This window comes from Glycomyces niveus (assembly GCF_017592475.1).
Taxonomy (GTDB): Bacteria; Actinomycetota; Actinomycetes; order Mycobacteriales; family Micromonosporaceae; genus Glycomyces; species Glycomyces niveus.
This window is the reverse complement of record NZ_JAGFNP010000008.1, coordinates 1-16,890: the sequence shown is the minus strand read 5'-3', so window position 1 is coordinate 16,890 and position 16,890 is coordinate 1. Positions and strand designations below refer to the sequence as shown.

The 16,890-nt window shown below is 71.2% G+C and carries 16 protein-coding genes and 1 tRNA gene; 8 read left to right on the top strand and 9 right to left on the bottom strand.

Going from position 1 to position 16,890, the window contains the following annotated elements; translation table 11 throughout:
* Window positions 1-6: 6 nt before the first annotated feature.
* The 3 genes from J5V16_RS14890 to J5V16_RS14880 all read right to left on the bottom strand — a co-directional run bounded on the left by J5V16_RS14890 (window position 7) and on the right by J5V16_RS14880 (window position 2,871).
* Entirely contained in the window at window positions 7-1,356 is a 1,350-nt protein-coding gene (locus J5V16_RS14890) for a glycosyltransferase 87 family protein (RefSeq protein WP_208497176.1), read from the bottom strand.
* Window positions 1,357-1,621: 265 nt separating this feature from the next.
* Window positions 1,622-2,023, bottom strand: coding sequence for an ATP-binding protein (locus tag J5V16_RS14885; protein WP_208497174.1), 402 nt, complete (start codon window positions 2,021-2,023; stop codon window positions 1,622-1,624).
* Between the two features lie 116 nt (window positions 2,024-2,139).
* A complete protein-coding gene (locus J5V16_RS14880; RefSeq protein WP_208497172.1) occupies window positions 2,140-2,871 on the bottom strand; it encodes a glycerophosphodiester phosphodiesterase in 732 nt (243 codons plus the stop codon).
* Window positions 2,872-3,017: 146 nt separating this feature from the next.
* Here J5V16_RS14880 and larB point away from each other — a divergent pair, with 146 nt between their 5' ends.
* The 4 genes from larB to J5V16_RS14860 all read left to right on the top strand — a co-directional run bounded on the left by larB (window position 3,018) and on the right by J5V16_RS14860 (window position 6,004).
* Window positions 3,018-3,707 (top strand): nickel pincer cofactor biosynthesis protein LarB, encoded by a 690-nt coding sequence (gene larB / locus J5V16_RS14875; RefSeq protein ID WP_307792976.1) that lies wholly within the window; start codon window positions 3,018-3,020, stop codon window positions 3,705-3,707.
* Entirely contained in the window at window positions 3,704-5,092 is a 1,389-nt protein-coding gene (gene larC / locus J5V16_RS14870) for a nickel pincer cofactor biosynthesis protein LarC (protein ID WP_307792975.1), read from the top strand. Before larB ends, larC begins: the two co-directional genes overlap by 4 nt.
* Window positions 5,093-5,132: 40 nt before the next feature.
* Window positions 5,133-5,507: a PH domain-containing protein gene (locus J5V16_RS14865; protein ID WP_208497168.1), complete on the top strand. Its 375-nt coding sequence runs from the start codon at window positions 5,133-5,135 to the stop codon at window positions 5,505-5,507.
* 122 nt (window positions 5,508-5,629) lie between these two features.
* Window positions 5,630-6,004: a PH domain-containing protein gene (locus J5V16_RS14860; RefSeq protein ID WP_208497166.1), complete on the top strand. Its 375-nt coding sequence runs from the start codon at window positions 5,630-5,632 to the stop codon at window positions 6,002-6,004.
* Window positions 6,005-6,103: 99 nt separating this feature from the next.
* Here the strand turns inward: J5V16_RS14860 and J5V16_RS14855 are convergent, their stop codons facing one another.
* From J5V16_RS14855 to msrA, 4 genes are all read right to left on the bottom strand, one after another.
* Window positions 6,104-7,645, bottom strand: a complete 1,542-nt coding sequence (locus tag J5V16_RS14855) for a multicopper oxidase family protein (protein ID WP_208497164.1) — start codon at window positions 7,643-7,645, stop codon at window positions 6,104-6,106.
* 122 nt (window positions 7,646-7,767) lie between these two features.
* Window positions 7,768-10,917: a helix-turn-helix transcriptional regulator gene (locus J5V16_RS14850; RefSeq protein WP_208497162.1), complete on the bottom strand. Its 3,150-nt coding sequence runs from the start codon at window positions 10,915-10,917 to the stop codon at window positions 7,768-7,770.
* Between the two features lie 28 nt (window positions 10,918-10,945).
* Window positions 10,946-11,182 (bottom strand): hypothetical protein, encoded by a 237-nt coding sequence (locus J5V16_RS14845; protein ID WP_208497160.1) that lies wholly within the window; start codon window positions 11,180-11,182, stop codon window positions 10,946-10,948.
* A 193-nt stretch (window positions 11,183-11,375) separates the two neighbouring features.
* Complete coding sequence (msrA, locus tag J5V16_RS14840; RefSeq protein ID WP_208497158.1) at window positions 11,376-11,975, bottom strand: peptide-methionine (S)-S-oxide reductase MsrA; 600 nt, start codon at window positions 11,973-11,975, stop codon at window positions 11,376-11,378.
* A gap of 65 nt (window positions 11,976-12,040) precedes the next feature.
* On the opposite strand from msrA, the gene J5V16_RS14835 reads away from it, so the two are divergent.
* Window positions 12,041-12,427, top strand: a complete 387-nt coding sequence (locus J5V16_RS14835) for a VOC family protein (RefSeq protein ID WP_208497155.1) — start codon at window positions 12,041-12,043, stop codon at window positions 12,425-12,427.
* 82 nt (window positions 12,428-12,509) lie between these two features.
* Here the strand turns inward: J5V16_RS14835 and J5V16_RS14830 are convergent, their stop codons facing one another.
* Window positions 12,510-12,773: a hypothetical protein gene (locus J5V16_RS14830; protein ID WP_208497153.1), complete on the bottom strand. Its 264-nt coding sequence runs from the start codon at window positions 12,771-12,773 to the stop codon at window positions 12,510-12,512.
* 93 nt (window positions 12,774-12,866) lie between these two features.
* Here J5V16_RS14830 and J5V16_RS14825 point away from each other — a divergent pair, with 93 nt between their 5' ends.
* From J5V16_RS14825 to J5V16_RS14815, 3 genes are all read left to right on the top strand, one after another.
* Window positions 12,867-14,012, top strand: coding sequence for a cystathionine gamma-synthase (locus J5V16_RS14825; RefSeq protein ID WP_208497151.1), 1,146 nt, complete (start codon window positions 12,867-12,869; stop codon window positions 14,010-14,012).
* A gap of 52 nt (window positions 14,013-14,064) precedes the next feature.
* Window positions 14,065-15,432: an amidase gene (locus tag J5V16_RS14820; RefSeq protein WP_208497149.1), complete on the top strand. Its 1,368-nt coding sequence runs from the start codon at window positions 14,065-14,067 to the stop codon at window positions 15,430-15,432.
* A gap of 171 nt (window positions 15,433-15,603) precedes the next feature.
* A tRNA-Ala gene (locus J5V16_RS14815) sits at window positions 15,604-15,679 on the top strand.
* Window positions 15,680-15,875: 196 nt separating this feature from the next.
* Here the strand turns inward: J5V16_RS14815 and J5V16_RS14810 are convergent.
* On the bottom strand, window positions 15,876-16,890 hold a 1,015-nt coding region (locus J5V16_RS14810), incomplete at its 5' end, for a non-reducing end alpha-L-arabinofuranosidase family hydrolase (RefSeq protein WP_208497147.1).

Below are 16,890 nucleotides of genomic sequence, written 5' to 3'. Positions count from 1 at the left end.
GCGGCTTCAGCGCCACCATTCGACGGCCAGGGACGGGCCGAGGCCGGTCTCCTTCTCAAGGTCGTCCACCGCCTCGTCGTCCTGGGCGAGGCCTTGGAAGAGCGTGCCGGTGACGGTGCCCGCCACCGCGTCGCGCAGCGGCAGCCACCAGCCGAGCAGGACCACGGGGTACAGGAGGTAACCGAATCGCGTGGACGGCATGAGCAGGAACGCCGCCGAGAGCCCGGCCGCGCACCACAGGGCCGCCGAAGCGGCCGTCGCGGGCGGGCGCGTCCACAGCAGCCCGGCGATCACGAGCGCGGCGAGGCCGAGCAGCGCCGGGGCGATGAGGTCGCCGCCCGGAACATGCTGGGCGATAAGGAATCCGGGCAGCGGGGACTGCGCGGGCGAGGTGACCACGCCGTGGCCGAGGCCGAACGCGATCACATTGTCGAAGAACCCGCGGGCGTCCACGGCCAGGACCGGGAGCATCGTCGCGGCGACGGGAAGGGCGAAGCCGGCGAGGTAGCTGCGCACATCGACGGCTCGCAGGCTTCGCTGAGGCTGAAGATCGCCGTTGCGCCACAGCAGGAACGCGATCACGACGGCGGCGGGCCATGCGAAGAGCTTGAGGGCGGCGGCCGCGCCGATCGCGAGGCCCGCGGCGAAGGAGCGTTCGCGGTGGGCGAAGGCGAGCGCGAGAGCCATGAGGGCGACCACGGGCATGTCGTCGCCGCCGGTCGCGAACGTCAAGGCGCACACCGGGAACACGAACATGGCCTGGACGGCGCGCAGCAGCGGGCCCTTGCCGGCGCCGGTCGGGTTGAGGGCGCTGCCGGGGCCGCCGCGCAGGAGCCGGACGGCGGCGACCGCGCAGGCTGCGGCGGCGAGGAGGAAGTAGATGCGGGCGTCGGTCCACCAGTGCTCGCCGAAGACCGCGGCGGGGACGCCGAAGACGGCCATGCCGGGCTGGTACGGGTTGTAGCCGAGGAGCGGTTCGGGGAGCGCGGCGATCGCGTCGGCGTGCAGGTAGGGGCTGCCGGTGTCGAGGAGGCGCGCGCCGGAGGCCTCGACGACGAGGACCTCTTCCTGGGCGCGGCCGCTGCTGCCGGCGGCGCGTTCGATCGCCATGAGCACCATGGGGACCGCGGTCACAGCGAGGGCGGCGCCGGCGGCGATGAAGGCGCGGCGGCGCCAGACGGGGCCGGGCTGGGCGAGGAGGATCGCGGCGCAGATCGCGGCCGGGAGGTAGCCGCCGAAGGCGACGGCGCCCCACTGGGCGTGCGAGTCGAGGGTGGTCCACAGCGCGGTGGCGCCCGCGAAGAGCGCGGCCACGCCGTAGAAGGCGAGGTCGATGATGAGCGGACGGTTGGACACCCGCACAGCGTACGGGGACAAAGCGAGCGGGCCAGGACGGCCGCCGCGCCCCTGCGGCCGGGAGTGTCGCGCCGCGACGCCCCCGATAGCAAGGGTGCCTTGCGGGTGTGACACGACCTGCGGGGCACGGTATCGGAGACCGGGGGCAGGCCCGGCGCGCCAGGACCCGGATGCTGCTTCGGCGAAGCCTCGAGCCGTCAATGTGCATTGCGGTCAAGGGCCGCTAGGGGTCCCCGTTCAGGGCCGCCGGGCGGCCCGTTCGCCCTCAGCGGACCCGGATGCGGGCCCAGACTTCCTGGGTGCCGTCGCCGAGGGAGCGGGCGCCCCAGTCGGTGGACAGTTTGGACACGATGAACATGCCGCGCCCGTGCGCCGAGTCGAGGTTGACCGCGCACACGTGCGGGTGGGTGCGGGAGCCGCCGTCGATCACGCGGACCTCGACGTCGGCCGGACCGAGCTCGTAGCTGACGACCACGTCGCCGCCGGTGAGGGGCCGGGCGTGCCGCACGGCGTTCGAGACGAGTTCGGTCGCGCAGACGAGGAGGTCCTCCCGGACCTCGTCGGGGAGGTCCGGGAGGGACTCGCGCAGCCACCGGCGGACCTGGCTGGCGGCCCCGGACTGGTGGGGGACGCGCAGCCGCTCTGGTGCCGGTATCGCAGCGGGCATCGCGGTCCCCTTCCTTCCTCCGTGCCGTGGGGAGGCTATACAGCAACCTACCTTTTACAAAGGGATGACACCAGTATTACCGGCGGACCCTGAGTCCGTCTTGAGGTAATACGGGCTCAGCCGGCCAGGGTCTGCCGGATCGCGGCGGGGCGGTCGGTGAACATGACGTCGACCTCGAGTCCGGCCATGCGGTGGGCGGTGTCGGCGTCGTTCACGGTCCAGGTGTACACCTGGTAGCCGGCGGCGTGGCTGCGCTCGACGAACTCGGGAGCGGAGTCGAGGTAGTCGACCCGGGAGCTGAGGACCTGGACGCCCTCGGGCGGGCGCCGGAACGGGTATTCGAAGATCCACACGAGCGGGGTGTCCTGGTCGAGGCCGCGCCAGGTCTTGAGGGCGGCGCGCGAGAAGGACATGACCGTGGCGTCGAGCCCCGGCCAGCGCCGCAGGGTCTCCCAGAGGCGCAGTTCTAGCCGGGGACCGAACTTCGAGGGGTGTTTGGCCTCGATGAAGAGTTTGAGGTCTTTGCCGGAGTCGACGACGAGCGCGAAGAGGTCTTCGAGGGTGGGGATGCGCTCGGCCTCGGGGTTGCCGGAGCAGTCGGGGAACTGGTGCGCGAAGTTGAGGTCCCGCAACTGGGCGAGGGTGAGATCGGCCACTGCGCCTTTGGCGCCGGCGGTGCGTTTGACGGTGCGGTCGTGGTGGAGGACGAGGTGCCCGTCGGCGGTCAGGCGGAGGTCGAACTCGAAGCCGTCGGCGCCTTCGACGATCGCCTGCCGGAACGCGGCGATCGAGTGCTCCGGGAGGAATTCGTTCGCGCCTCGGTGGGCGGCGATCAGCGGCTGGGACACCTCTTGACGATAGTCGGTGGGGCCGACGCGGGGCCTCCTTCGCGGTGTCGGTTCGGGGTGGCGGCGGTGAACGTCCCGGTCCGCCGGCGGTGGGACGGGATCGATTCGGGTGGCCGGTGCGGCGGCCCGGATGGGAGTATCGAGGCGTGGAAATTGAGGAAGGCGGCTACCGCGACCTGGGCTGGGCCAAGATCGACACCGGCCGCCCGGCGCGGACCGGGACGGCCGAGGCCGTGTACGCGGCAGGGAAGACGCCCGAGCAGGTCGTGGGGGCGCTCGCGGCGCTGCGCGAGGCGCACCCGGGCCGGGTGGCGGTGGCGACCCGCTGCGACGACGCGTGCGTGGCTGCCGTGCGGGGGGCGTTCGGCGACGAAGTGCTGGTCGAGGCCGGGGTGTGCGCGGTCGGCGCGTTCCCCGAGGCCGAGTCCGGGCTGCTCGCGGTCGTCTGCGCGGGGACCTCGGACCTGCCGGTGGCGCGAGAGGCCGAGATCGTGGCCCGGGCCAACGGGATCGACACGCGTCTGATCGCCGACGTGGGCGTGGCGGGGCTGCACCGGCTGCTCGACAAGATCGGGGAGCTGCGCGAGGCGGCCTGCGTGATCGTGGTGGCGGGCATGGACGGGGCGCTGCCTTCGGTGGTGGCGGGCCTGGTGGCCGCGCCGGTGGTCGCGGTGCCGACCTCGGTCGGGTACGGGGCGGCGTTCGGGGGGCTCGCGCCGCTGCTGACGATGCTGAACTCCTGCTCGCCGGGGGTGACCGTGGTGAACATCGACAACGGGTTCGGGGCGGCCGTGGCCGCGTCTCGGATCCTGGGCGTGAAGGCGGACCGGTCGTGAAGGGCGGTGCGGCGCGTTCGATCGCGTGGCTGGACTGCTCGGCGGGCGCGAGCGGGGACATGTTCCTGGGCGCGCTGGTCGACGCCGGGGTGGACCTCGCGATGATGCAGGCGGCCGTCGATGCGCTCGGGACCGAGCCGATCCGCTTGCGCGCCAAAAAGGTGACGCGGCACGGCCTGGTCGCCGTGAAGGTCGATGTCGAGGCCCCCGAGGTGGCGACGGACCGGCGCTGGCGGTCGATCCGGGCGATGCTCGAAGGTGCGGATCTCGATGCGGCCGTGCGGGATCTGGCGCTGGGCGCGTTCGCGCGCCTGGCGGCGGCGGAGGCGGCCGCGCACGGGATCGCCGAGGAGGACGTGCACTTCCACGAGGTGGGCGCGCTCGACTCGATCGCGGACATCGTGGGCGCGGCGGCGGGCTTGGCGGCCTTGGGGATCGAGCGGCTCACCGCTTCGACGGTGACCGTGGGCGGCGGCACGACGCGCGGCTCGCACGGGTCGATCCCGCTCCCGGCCCCGGCGGTGCTGCGGGTCCTGGCCGACGCGGGTGCGCCCGTGGTCGGGGCGGTGCCGTACGAGGCGTGCACGCCTACGGGCGCGGCCATCGTGGCCGCGGCGGCTGCGGGGTACGGGTCTTTGCCGGAGCTGGTGGTCGACCGGATCGGCGTCGGCGCGGGCGGACGCGACCCGCAGGAGCGGGCGAACCTGCTGCGGCTCATCGTCGGACACGAGGTGACGCCCGCGCGAAGGACCGGTTCGGCCCATGTGCATCGCGGCGGACATGACCACGGCGACGCTTCGGGACACGGCCCTCACGGGCACTCGCATGGTGCGCACGGCCACGACCACGGTCATGGACACGACCACAGCGCGCACGAGCACGTCGCTCCAGCGTCCGAGCACGCTCCGCCTGCGGCGCAGGCGCACCAGGGGTCACCGGCTCCAAGCGCGAAGCCCGTCGTCATCGAGACCAATGTGGATGATCTCGATCCGCGGGTGTGGCCCGCCGCGCTGGCGGCGCTGCTCGCGGCCGGGGCGTCGGACGCCTGGTTGACGCCGATCTTCATGAAGAAGGGCCGCCCAGCGCACACGGTCCATGTGCTGTGCCGCCCCGAAATGATCGCAGCGGTACGGTCGGCGCTGGTCCGTCACACGACCACGATCGGCATGCGCTCCTATGAGATCGAGAAGTACGCGCTCGAGCGGCAGTACAAGCATGTCAATGTGGACGGTCATGAGATCGGGGTGAAGATCGCGCTCGAGCACGGCGAGGTCGTCAACGCCTCGGTCGAGTACGAGGACGCCGCCACCGCCGCGGCCGCGCTCGGCCGTCCGCTCAAAGTGGTGATCGCACAAGCCACTGCGCTTGCGGCCGAGGAGTATTAGGCGCGACACGGCCGCAGTGCGCTACCGATATCCTGCCCGCATGATCGATTTCGAGAACGGCTCCATCTTCAAGCTCAAGCTCACCGACGACCCCGCCTTCACCGATGAGGTCCAGCCGCTGCTGGCCGACGGCGAAGCGGTCGCGCTGGCCTTCGAAGGCGTGCGCGACTACGTGGTCTTCACGAACAAGCGGGTCATCGCCGTCAACGTCCAGGGCATCACCGGTCGCAAGAAGGACTACGCCTCCCTGCCCTACAACAAGATCCAGGCCTACTCGGTCGAGACCGACGGCCTCATGGACAACGACGGCGAGCTCGACATGTGGTTCTCCGGGCTCGGCAAGGTCCGCTTCGAGTTCACGGAGAACGTCGACCTCCCCGCGATCGCCAAGCACATCGCGAACTGCACCCTCTGATCCGTAACTGCTTCCCCCGCAATCTCATCGCGTAGCGGGACGGGACCCTGACCAGGGCTCCCGGCCCGCGCCGTCCGCTTCCACGGGCCCCGCCGGTCCACTGGGGTCAGTACGATGAGCCGATGATCGACTTCTCGAACGGCTCCCTCTTCAAACTCCAGCAGATCGATCCCGGCACCATTGCCGCGGACCTGCAGCCGCTGCTGGTGCAGGGCGAGCAACTGGTCTCGGCGTTCAAGTCGGTGCGGGACTTCGTGGTCTTCACGAACAAGCGCGCCATCGCCGTCAACGCGCAGGGCATCACCGGCAAGAAGCGCGACTACACCTCCCTGCCGTACAGCAAGATCCAGGCGTTCTCGGTCGAGACGGCCGGCAACTTCGACCTCGACGCCGAACTCGACCTGTGGTTCAGCGGTCTCGGCAAGGTGCGCTTCGAATTCAAGGGCAGGGTGGACATCCGCACGCTCGCGAACCTCATCGGCACCTACGTTCTCTAGCGGAAAGCGTTGCGGCGCAGGGCCGTCCCGTTCGTGGTGCCTACGGGCGGGACGGCTCTGCGCCGCGTCGGTCCCCGGACCCTCGCGGTCCGGAGCGGCCTAGCCGTGCCCGCCGTGGCCCGTGGCGGAGGCGCTGACCGGGACGGTGCCGATCTCCTCGCCCTCGCCGAGGACCACGAACTGGCCCATCATCCCCGAGTCCTCGTGGGCGAGGATGTGGCAGTGGTACATGTACGGCAGGTTCGGGTCGGTGTAGTCGGCGAAGCGCATCGCCAGCCGGTACTCGACCTGCGGGACCAGCTGGACGGTGTCCTTCCAGCCGCGCAGGCGCGGCGGCGGCTCCTCGCCGTCGACCGAGAGGACCTGGTACTGGACGTCGTGGACGTGGAAGTTGTGCATGAAGCCGTCCGCGTTCTGGACCTCCCACACCTCGACGGTGCCCTCGCGGACGCCGAAGTCGATGCGCATGGGGTCCATGGACTCCCCGTTGATCTGGTTGAAGCCCGAGAGCGAGAACGAGCGCTCGGCGGCGATCTCGGCGTCGGCGAGGTCCGGAGCGGTGCCCATGACCGACGGGACCTCGGTGGTGTCGGCGAGGGAGCCCGCGGCGCGGAACTCGCAGATGTCGAGCAGGTCTTCGCCCCCGTTGAGGCGCCCGAGCGGGCCTTCGTAGCCCTCGTCGGCCGGGTGGGAGCGGAGCACGACGGACTCGCCGGGCTCGAAGGCGACCACGATCTCGGCGCGCTCGCCCGGTGAGAGCTGGAGCCGGTCGGTCTCCCAGGCCTCGGGCAGCAGCCCGCCGTCGGTGGCGATGAGCTGGAACGGCCGGTCGTCGCTGAAACCGAAGTTGTAGAGGCGCGAGACGGAGCCGTTGAGCAGGCGCAGGCGCACCAGGCGGGTCGTGACGTCGAAGTAGGGGCCGAGGGTGCCGTTGACCATGATCTCGTCGCCGAGCACGCCCTGCATGCTCATGAACGGGGCTTTGTCGTCGAACTGGTTGTCGCCGTTGAACTTGCGGTCCTGCACGATCATCGGGACGTCGTCCACGCCGTACTCGGCGGGCAGGTTGAGCCCCTCGGACTCGTCGTCGTCGACGATGAACATCCCGGCCAGGCCCCGGTAGACGTGGTTCCCGGTGCGGCCGTGCGGGTGCGGGTGGTACCAGAGGGTCGCGGCCGGCTGGTTCATCGTCCACTGGGGAGCCCAGATGCCGCCCGGTTCGACCTCCTGGTGGGGGCCGCCGTCCATGACCGAGGGCAGGTGCATGCCGTGCCAGTGGATCGAGGTGCCCTCGTCGAGGCCGTTGTGCACCGCGAAGGCGACCTCCTCGCCGCGCTTGGCGCGGATGGTCGGGCCGAGGAAGGCGCCGTTGATGCCCCAGGTCTCGGTCTCGCGGCCGTCCTTGAAGGCGACCGTGCCGGACTGGATGTCGAGGTTGAAGACCCGGGCGCCGGAGGCGTCCTCGGTCGACTCGGCGAGCGGGGGGATGGCCAGCGGGGTGTCGAAGTCGACCTCGCCGGCGGTCTCGAGCTTGGACCGGCTCCAGAGGTAGCCGACCGTCCCGGCCCCGCCGAGGGCGATCGCCCCGACGCCGCCGCCGACGCCGACGAGGGTCCACTTGAGTGCTTTACGCCGCTTCATGGTTGCAATATTCGTGCGGCGGCCCGCCGGTTACATCGGGCCGGAGAAGACAATCCGCGTACCACCCGGGGACTACAACGGGAGGCGGCGTCAACCTCCAGTAGCGGTGCCTGACCCGGCTGTCAGTCCTCGGTGAGGTAGCCGCGCAGGTGGGCGGCGTTCACCGCCGCGGCGCGGCCTGCGACCTCGAGCTTCGCCATCGCCCGCGAGAGGTGCACGCTCACGGTCTTCTCCGAGATGTACAGCTCCGCGCCGATCTGCTTGTTCGTCAGCCCGCGCGCCACCTGCCGCACCACCGCCAGCTCCCGCGGGGTCAGCGGCGTCGAGGTCGGCACCGCCGAAGTCAGCCGCGCCCGCTCGGCCAGCGCGCACAGCTCGTCGCAGAGCGGGCCGGCGTCGAGCCGGATCGCGGTCTTCTTGGCTTCGGTGAGCACCGCGGCCGCTTCGGCGCGGGCCTCGGCGCCCGGGGAGGCGAGGAGCGCCTCGGCCAGCCGCCAGCGGGCATACGCCTGCCGGTAGGGCTCGGCCCAGTTGGGTTCGCAGGCGGCCGGGTCGAGGTCGCCGCTGCGGGCGGCGTCGATGAGCGCCAGCGTCTCGGACGCGATCGGGTCCTGCAGTGCGAGTTCGAGCCGCTCCTGCTCCCCGAGGACCGCGACGGGTGCGATGTGCTGGCGTTTCGCCTGCGCCGCTTTGGCTTCGTCGGACTCGGGGTCGCGGTAGTCGAACGCTTCGGCGGCGGCGCGCCATAGGGCCGGGTCGCCGTCGCCGTAGAGGCGGGACTCCTCGGCGTCGAGCTGGGCGGCCCAGGCGCGGCCCTCGGGACCGAGGGTCCCTGAGAGCGGGCGGCCGTGCTCGAGGAAGAACCGGGCCCGCTCGGCGAGGCGCTCGCCGGCCGTGACGGCGACTTTCGCGCCGGTCGCGTCGCCGTCGCGGCGCAGGCGCTGGGCGAGGTCGGCGGCCGCGCCGACGCCGACGGCGCAGACGGAGACGCCGGCGAGGTAGTAGCCGCGCATGCGGGTCATCCGCTCGGTCGCGCGCTCGACGCGGCGCAGGGCCTCTTCGGGGCGGCCGCGCCAGCGGTCGAGCTCGGCGCCGCACATGGAGGCGAGGGCGAGGACCTGGCCGTCGAGCTGCCAGCGGTTGGCGAGGTAGTCGAGCCGCCGGTCGGCGGTCTCGAACCGGCCGCGCGCGACGTCGACGAGGAGCACCGCGGCGGCGAGGCGGGTGAGGACGACGCCGGGCAGGACGCTGGAGGCCATCTCGCCGTTCGCGTCCACATCGTCCCAGCGGCCGAGCATGTAGTTGCAGATGACCTGGCGGACAGCGGTCTCGAGCCCGAAGCCGCTCCATTTGTGGCCGGTGCGGCGGGCGAGCGCCATGCCTTCGTCGAAGTGGGCGGCGGCCTCGGCGATCCGGGCGACCTCCACGAGCACGAGGCCCTGGTTGAAGTGGCCGCGGAGCTCGATCTCGTGCCAGCCCCTGCCGCGCACCAGCGCGAGGGCCTCGTTCTGGCGGGCGATCGTGCCCTCCAGGGAGCGTTCGCCGTTGCGGTAGAGGACGAGGCTCTCGGTGAGCATCGCGTCGGCCTTGGCGGCGAAGTGGGCGTCGTCGGGGTCGTGCTCGACCGCCTCGGCCGTGGCGATGGCCTTTGCCGCCCAGTCGAGGGCGTCGTCGTGGCGGCGCATGCTCGAGAGGGTGCGGGCGAGGGTGGCCTGGGTGAAGGCCTTGACGGCGCGCGGCTCGTCGTCCTTCACCAGTTGCCATGCCTCCCAGGCGATGCGGTGCGCCTCCTGCTCGTCGCCTTCGATCGTGAGGAGGTGGCGGGCGTACTTGCGGCGGGTGGAGGCGCCCATGATGCGGTCGCCGGAGGCGTCGGCGATGCGCACGGCGGCGGCCGAATACGACTGGGCGCGTTTGATCTCGCCGGAGGCTTCGGCGTTCCCGGCGGCGCGGATGGTGAGGCGCAGCTCGGTGATGCCCTCGGGCCGCCGCTCGGCGGGGACCTTCCCGAACAGCGCCAGGGCCCGTTCGAGGTGGAGGAGGGCTTCGGCGGGGGCGGCGAGTTCGACGGCCTCGTCGGCGGCGCGCACGGACGCCGAGAGGGCGCAGGCGAGGTCGCCGGATTCGAAGGCGTGGTGGGCGAGTTCGGCCTCGGCGCCCTTCCCGTGGTCGTCGGCGAGCGATTCGGCGATCTTCTGGTGGTAGCGGATGCGTTCGCCCGGAAGGAGGTCGGAGTAGACGGCCTCGCCGAGGAGGGCGTGGCGGAACGCGTACGTGTCCGCGCTCTTCTGCACGATGATGCCGTGCGAGATCGCGGCGCGCAGGGCCTGGTCGAGTTCGCGCTCGTGGCCGAGGCCGTGCTCGTCGAGCATCGACCAGGCGGCGGCGTTGAGGCGGCGGTAGGTGAAGCGGCGGCCCATGACGGAGGCGAGCTGGACGACCTGCTTGGCGGCCTCGGGGAGGCGTTCGAGGCGGGCGAGGAGGACTTCGGCGAGTTCGAAGGTGACCGTGTGGGTCTCGGCGGCCGCGAGCTCTTCGGCGAGGAACGCGTTGCCCTCGGAGGCGGCGGCGATCTTGGAGACGGTCTCCTCGTCGAGCCCGGTGTTGAGCTCGCGCACGAAGTCGGCGGCGTGCTGGGCGTCGAACGGGTCGAGGTGGAGGCGCTGCACGGCGGGGAGTCGCACGAGTTCGGCCAGGAGGGGGCGGAGGGGGTGGCCGCGGTGGACGGCGTCGGCCCGGTAGGTGCCGACGATGAGGACGCGCTGGCCGGTGAGGCGGGAGGTGAGGAAGGCGAGGAGGTCGCGGCTGGAGCGGTCGGCCCAGTGGAGGTCTTCGAGGGTGAGGACGAGCGGCTTGGTCGCGGAGAGGTCGGCGAGGGCGGCGTGAAGGGCTTCGAAGAGGCCGAGGCGGCCGAGGTCCCCTTCGGCGGGGACGGGGTGGCCGGGGAGGAGCGGGCCGAGGCCGGGGTGGTTCGCGACGAGTTCGGGGTTGTCGCGGGCGAGGGTGCCGACGATTTCGGCGAAGGGGAGGTAGGGGAGGGCGGAGTCGGCGGTGTCGAGGCAGTGGCCGGTGACGGTGCGGACACCGTCACCGGCGTTGTCGTTGAATTCGTGGAGGAGCCGGGTCTTACCGACCCCCGCGTCCCCGGAGACGAGGACGGTGGCGGGGCGGCCGGCGCGGGCGGCGTGGAGCGATTCGCGGAGCGAGGCGAGTTCGGCGTCGCGGGCGAACAGGGGGAGGTCGGAACCCAGGCGCGGCATGTCAGCAATCATGACACGCTCCTATGACGTTCCGCGCCTGTCATTTCGCGGCGGGGAAGTGCGCGGAGCCCCGTTCAGCGGTGCTGCCGCGCTGGTCGCCGCGGCCGAGGGCCTTGGCGACGCGGGCGGCGAGGCCGTCGTGCCGGACGCGGGTCCCGCCGCGGCGGGTCGCCTTCGCGGCCTTGACGAGCTCGCGCGCCTGGCGCTCGTGCTCCGCCTGCTGGATCAGCTCTTCCGAGCGGGCGTAGTGGAGGTAGTGGAGGTCGAAGTCGTTCATCTGAACTTCCTTTGGTGTCGGCGGCCGGCTTTTCCGGCCTGACACCAATCCTCCGGCTGAGGGCGGTCAGGGGGCATCAGGCGTCCGCGTCGTGCGGCCCCTTACCCGCCTTAGTTTCCGGCCCGGCACCCCCTCAGTCCCTTACTTTCGACTGAGGGGCCTTACCCGGCCCGCCGCGAATACCCTGGGCGCCTTACCCGCGCGGCGGTTCGACCTCGACCTGGGCCTTGACGACGCCCACGGGGCACGAAAGGCCGGTGGGGCCGTGGTTGCAGTAGCCGTTCGGAACGTGGTGCAGGTACTGCTGGTGGTACTCCTCGGCAAGCCAGTACTGCCCGGCCGGGACGATCGCGGTCGTGATCGGGCCGAGCCCGGCCGCGCGCACGATCGGCTCGAACACCTCTTTGCTGGCCTCGGCGGCGTCGCGCTGCTCGGGCGTGGTGGTGAACAGGACCGACCGGTACTGGGTGCCCACGTCGTTGCCCTGCCGCATGCCCTGCGTCGGGTCGTGGTTCTCCCAGAACACCTTGAGGAGCTGCTCGTAGGCGACCGCGCCGGGTTCCCACACGACCTTGACGACCTCGGCGTGGCCGGTCAGGCCCGTGCAGACCTCCTCGTAGGAGGGCTTCTGGGTGTTGCCGCCCATGTAGCCGACGGAGGTCGTCCACACCCCGGGGACGCGCCAGAACAGGCGTTCGGCACCCCAGAAGCAGCCCATGCCGAAATAGGCCGTCTCGGCGTCCGGGCCGGGCGATCCTTCGATGGGGTGCCGCAGGATCGGGTGCGTGCTCATCCGGCAAGTCTGTCACGGGGAAATAACGATCGCCAGCCGTCGCAGCGGGACGTTAGCGTATGCGCATGGTCTCATCAATCAACCAGGTCACGTTCGACGCCCGCGACGGGTACGCCCTCTCGCAGTTCTGGGCGCAGGTGACCGGCTACACCGAGCATCCGAAATACCCCAACGCGCCCGAGGACGAGGAGAACTTCATCGGCCCCGGCGGCGGCCACCCCGGGCTCCTCTTCATCAACGTCCCCGAGGGCAAGACGGTGAAGAACCGCCTCCACCTGGACATCACCCCCGACACCACCCGCGACGAGGAGGTCGAGCGCCTGCTCGCCCTCGGCGCCACCGTCTACGAGGACCACCGCCGGCCCGACGGCACCGGCTGGGTCACCATGCTCGACCCCGAAGGCAACGAGTTCTGCGTCGAGCGCTCCAAAGCCGAGCGCGGCGAGGAATGAGCGACGCCGCGGACGCCCTTGCCGAAAGGGCGTCCGCGGCGCGAAGTCTGACGGGCAGTCCTGCCGAGGAGAGCGGGGTTTCCTACTTCTCGGCCACGGCGTCGAGCTCGCCGTCGCCGTCCGCGTCCACCACGGCCGCGTCGTACTTGCCGTCGCCGTCGTGGTCGAGCAGCACGTGGTCGATGACGCCGTCGCCGTCGACGTCCACGGCCTTCATGTCCGCGGTGCCGTCGCCGTCGATGTCCACGTGGTACTCGACCGAGCCGTCTTCGTTGCGGCGCACGCCGACCGTCTCGTCGACGCCGTCACCGGTGATGTCCATCTTGTGTACTTCGTCGAAGCCCATGAGGCGCCCCTTAACTGAAGTGGGAAAGTGTTGTCTGCACGATAGCGTGCCTATCCATAGGCAGTGGTACTCGCGTCGGTTAGCGTAGGGACCATGCATGAGGCTATGGGGTTCTCCACACGCGCCATCCACGCCGGGCAGGAGCCCGACCCGCTCACCGGCGCGGTCGTCCCGCCCATCTACGCGACCTCCACGTACAAGCAGGACGGCGTCGGCGGCCTGCGCGGCGGCTACGAGTACTCCCGGTCGGGCAACCCGACCCGCACCGCCCTCGAGACCTGCCTCGCCTCGATCGAAGGCGGCAGCCGCGGCTTCGCGTTCGCGTCCGGCCTCGCCGCCGAGGACACCATCCTCCGCGCCCTCCTGGCCCCCGGAGACCACGTCGTCATCCCGAACGACGCCTACGGCGGCACGTACCGCCTCTTCGACAAGGTCGCCAAGCGCTGGGGCGTCGCGTACACCGCCGCCCCCATCACCGACGTCGACGCGGTCGCCGCGGCCATGAACGAGCGCACCAAGATGGTGTGGATCGAGACGCCCACCAACCCGCTGCTCAACATCGCCGACATCGAGCGGCTGGCCGACCTCGCGCACCGCGCGGGCGCGCTCGTCGTCGTCGACAACACCTTCGCCAGCCCGTACCTGCAGCAGCCGCTCGCGCTCGGCGCCGACCTCGTCGTGCACTCCACGACCAAGTACATCGGCGGCCACTCCGACGTCGTCGGCGGCGCGATCGTCGTGCAGGACGCCGAGATCGCGGACGCGATCGCCTTCCACCACAACTCGATGGGCGGCGTCGCCGGACCCTTCGACGCCTTCCTCACCCTGCGCGGCATCAAGACCCTCGGGGTGCGCATGGACCGCCACTGCGACAACGCCGAGACGCTCGCCGAATTCCTCGCCGGGCACGCGAAGGTCGCCGAGGTCCGCTACCCGGGCCTCTCGACCCACCCCGGACACGACGTGGCGGGCAAGCAGATGAAGCGCTACGGCGGCATGATCTCCTTCCGCCACAAGGACGGCGAGCAGGCCGCGGTCGACCTGTGCTCCCGCACCGAGGTGTTCACGCTGGGCGAATCGCTCGGCGGCGTCGAATCCCTCATCGAGCACCCCGGACGCATGACCCACGCCTCCGCCGCCGGCAGCGCCCTCGAGGTCCCCGCGGACCTCGTGCGCCTGTCCGTCGGCATCGAGGACGCCGACGACCTCCTGGCCGACCTGCGCCAGGCCCTGGGATAGCAGGACCGCACCCGCACCCCTGAAAATCCCCCGCGAGAAAGAGGAACGTGCAGTGAGCTGGTCGGGAACCACCGCGCAGCAGATAGCCAAGGCGGTCCGGCGCGGCGACGCCGACGCCGCGATCGTCGTCGACCACCACCTCCGCCGCATCGAGGACCACCGCGAGGCCGAAGGCGCCCTCACCAGCGTCCGCAAGATCGAGTCCCTCGCCGAGGCCGCGGCCGTCGACGAGATCGACAACCGCGACTCCCTGCCCGCCGCGGGCGTCCCCGTGGCGGTCTGCGAGCAGCTCGCCGTCACCGGGCACGCGCCCCGGCTCGGCTCCAACGCCGCCGTCCTCCCGATCGCCGACACCGACCATCAAGCGGTGCAGCGCATCCGCGGGGCCGGTGCCGTGATCGTGGCCTTCGGCCGCTCCTCCGAGCTCGGGCTCTGGCCCGCCACCGACGACGACGGGAACATCCCGGCCAACCCGTGGCGGCCCGACCGCGGCGTCGGCGGCCCCAGCGGCGGCACCGCGCTCGCCGTCGCCACCGGCGCCGCGCCGATCGGCATCGGCCTCGACGGGCCGGGCTCGGCCGGCGGCGTGCGCACCGCGGCCGCCGCGTGCGGCATCGTCGCCTACAGCCCCGAGCACGTCCCCGCCGACATCAACACCGACCCCGAGCACTGGCTCGGCGCCCACACCGGCGTCATGGCCACCACCGTCGAGGACGCCGCCCTCGCGTACGCGGCCCTCACGCACCGCCACCCGCGCTCCACCGGCGACCCCGGACGGCTCCGCATCGCCGCGACCAACGTCGCGCCGCTGCCCGCCCGCGTCGACGACGACGCCACGAAGTGGCTCCTCAAAGCCGTGCGCTCCCTCACCGACCTCGGCCACGAGACCTTCCGCGCCAAGCCCCGCTTCGGCGCCCGCCTCACCCCGGCCTCCTCCGGGGCCTGGACCTGCGCGGCGTACCTCCGCAGCCTCAAATGCGGCCCCGACGGGCTCCAGCGGCGCACCAAGCGGCTCGTCTCCGTGGGTGAGAAGACCTACCTGCGCGGCCTCTTCGGCGGTGTCCTCGGCGACGGCAACCGCGTCCGCCGCCACCTCGAGGACTGGTTCGACCTCGAGGACTACGACCTCCTCATCACCCCCGGCCTCCCCGCGGCGCCTCCCGCCGCCAAGGAGTGGTCCGCGGAGACCCTGCGCGCCAACGTCACACACCTCGCCAGCACCGCCGCCTTCACGGCCCCGTTCGGCCTCGCCGGCCTCCCGGCCCTGATCGTTCCGGTCGGCATGCGCAGCGACGGCGCCCCCGCCACCGTCCAACTCGTCGGCCCGCCCGGCTCCACCGGCCGCCTCTTCGACGTCGCGGCCCAACTCATCGCCAAACTCCGCCCCCGCCGCTATGCCCCCGGCCTCAGCTGGGACTGAGCAACCGGGGAGGCCCCCGCGCATGATGCGCGGGGGCCTCCCTCTTTCCCCGAAGCAAACCCCCAGCTCACCAACGTGACCGCCGTCTCCAGCCCCTCCCTGGGGCGGCCCCCGAACACTGTGTAAACTAGTGCCGGTTCCAAGGTCCAAGACCTCTGGAACGCCAATCAAGGGGCTTTGGCGCAGTTGGTAGCGCGTTTCCATGGCATGGAAAAGGTCAGGGGTTCGAATCCCCTAAGCTCCACCACTGGGTTCTTACTTGAACCCTGACCCATAGGAAGAACGGCATCAGCCTCCGGGCAGGTGCCGTTTCGCCGTTCCCGGTCCCTGAACGCCCCTCGTGGTCGCCGAGGCCCGACGGCAGTCTGATCCTGGCGGGCTCGGTCTCGCACCGAGCCCGCCCGCTGCCTCGGGAGCACCCGAGACGGACCTGCGTCGTGCCGCTAGCGCTGCAGTGTCAGCACACCCGGCCGGTAGGGCAGGAGGCCGTAGTCCATGCCGTCAGAGTTCGGGTCGCGTCCCTGGTAGAGGAACTGCAGGTTGCAGGGGTCGATGGTCTTGGTCTGGTCGGGGTTGGTGCGCACCAGGTCGCCGTGGCTGATGTCGTCGGTCCACGTGGCCCCGCTATTGACCTTGCCCGCGAACGGGTTGCCCTCGGTGTCGGCCTGCGGTGTCCACGTGCCGTCCAGGCTGGTGGCCGTGAACGAGCGGAAGAAGCGGTCCTCGTTGGCACCCCTTGCCTCGACGATCATGAGGTACAGGTTCTGGCCCTGGACCTTGTAGACCTCGACCGCCTCGAACAGGTTCTTCGCCGTGTCGCTCATGATCTTCGTGTAGTTCGAGCCGAAGGAGCCCGGGAAGTTCCCGAGCGGCATGCTGGCCCGGTAGATGTTGCCGAGGTCGTCGGCGAAGAACATGTACATGTTCCTGTCATCCGCGATGAGCGTCTGGTCGATGGGGGCCCCGGCGGGCAGGGTTCCCGTGAAGAGCTCCTGATGCGGGCCCCAGGCGTTGACGTTGGCGGGGTCGCTCGACGTGCGGTAGGAGAAGGAGTACGGCCAGCCCCACTGGTAGGCGAGCACCCAGGTGTTCTTCGGGGCGTGGAAGAAGAGCGTCGGCGCGACGGCGTTGAACGGCATCTGGTTCTGGCCCGTGGTGGCCATGTCGGACCAGTTCGTGAACGGGCTGAAGGCCATCGAGCCCCAGCTGTCTCCCGTGTCGTGCGTCGACCCGTAGACGAGGTACTGGCCGTTGTGGCGGACCGCGGTGAAGTCCTTGAGCGCGACAGAGCCGTTCCTCGGTTCCGCGAGCGGACCCGTCGATGTCCATTCGTACGTCGACGGAAGGCCGCAGGCGGCGCCGCCGCCGTCGACGCGGACGAGCTGCCACTGCTGGTTGGCCCCGCCCCAATCGCTGAACTGCACAACGGCCGCGCCGTCGTTGGTCGCCGCGTTCTGG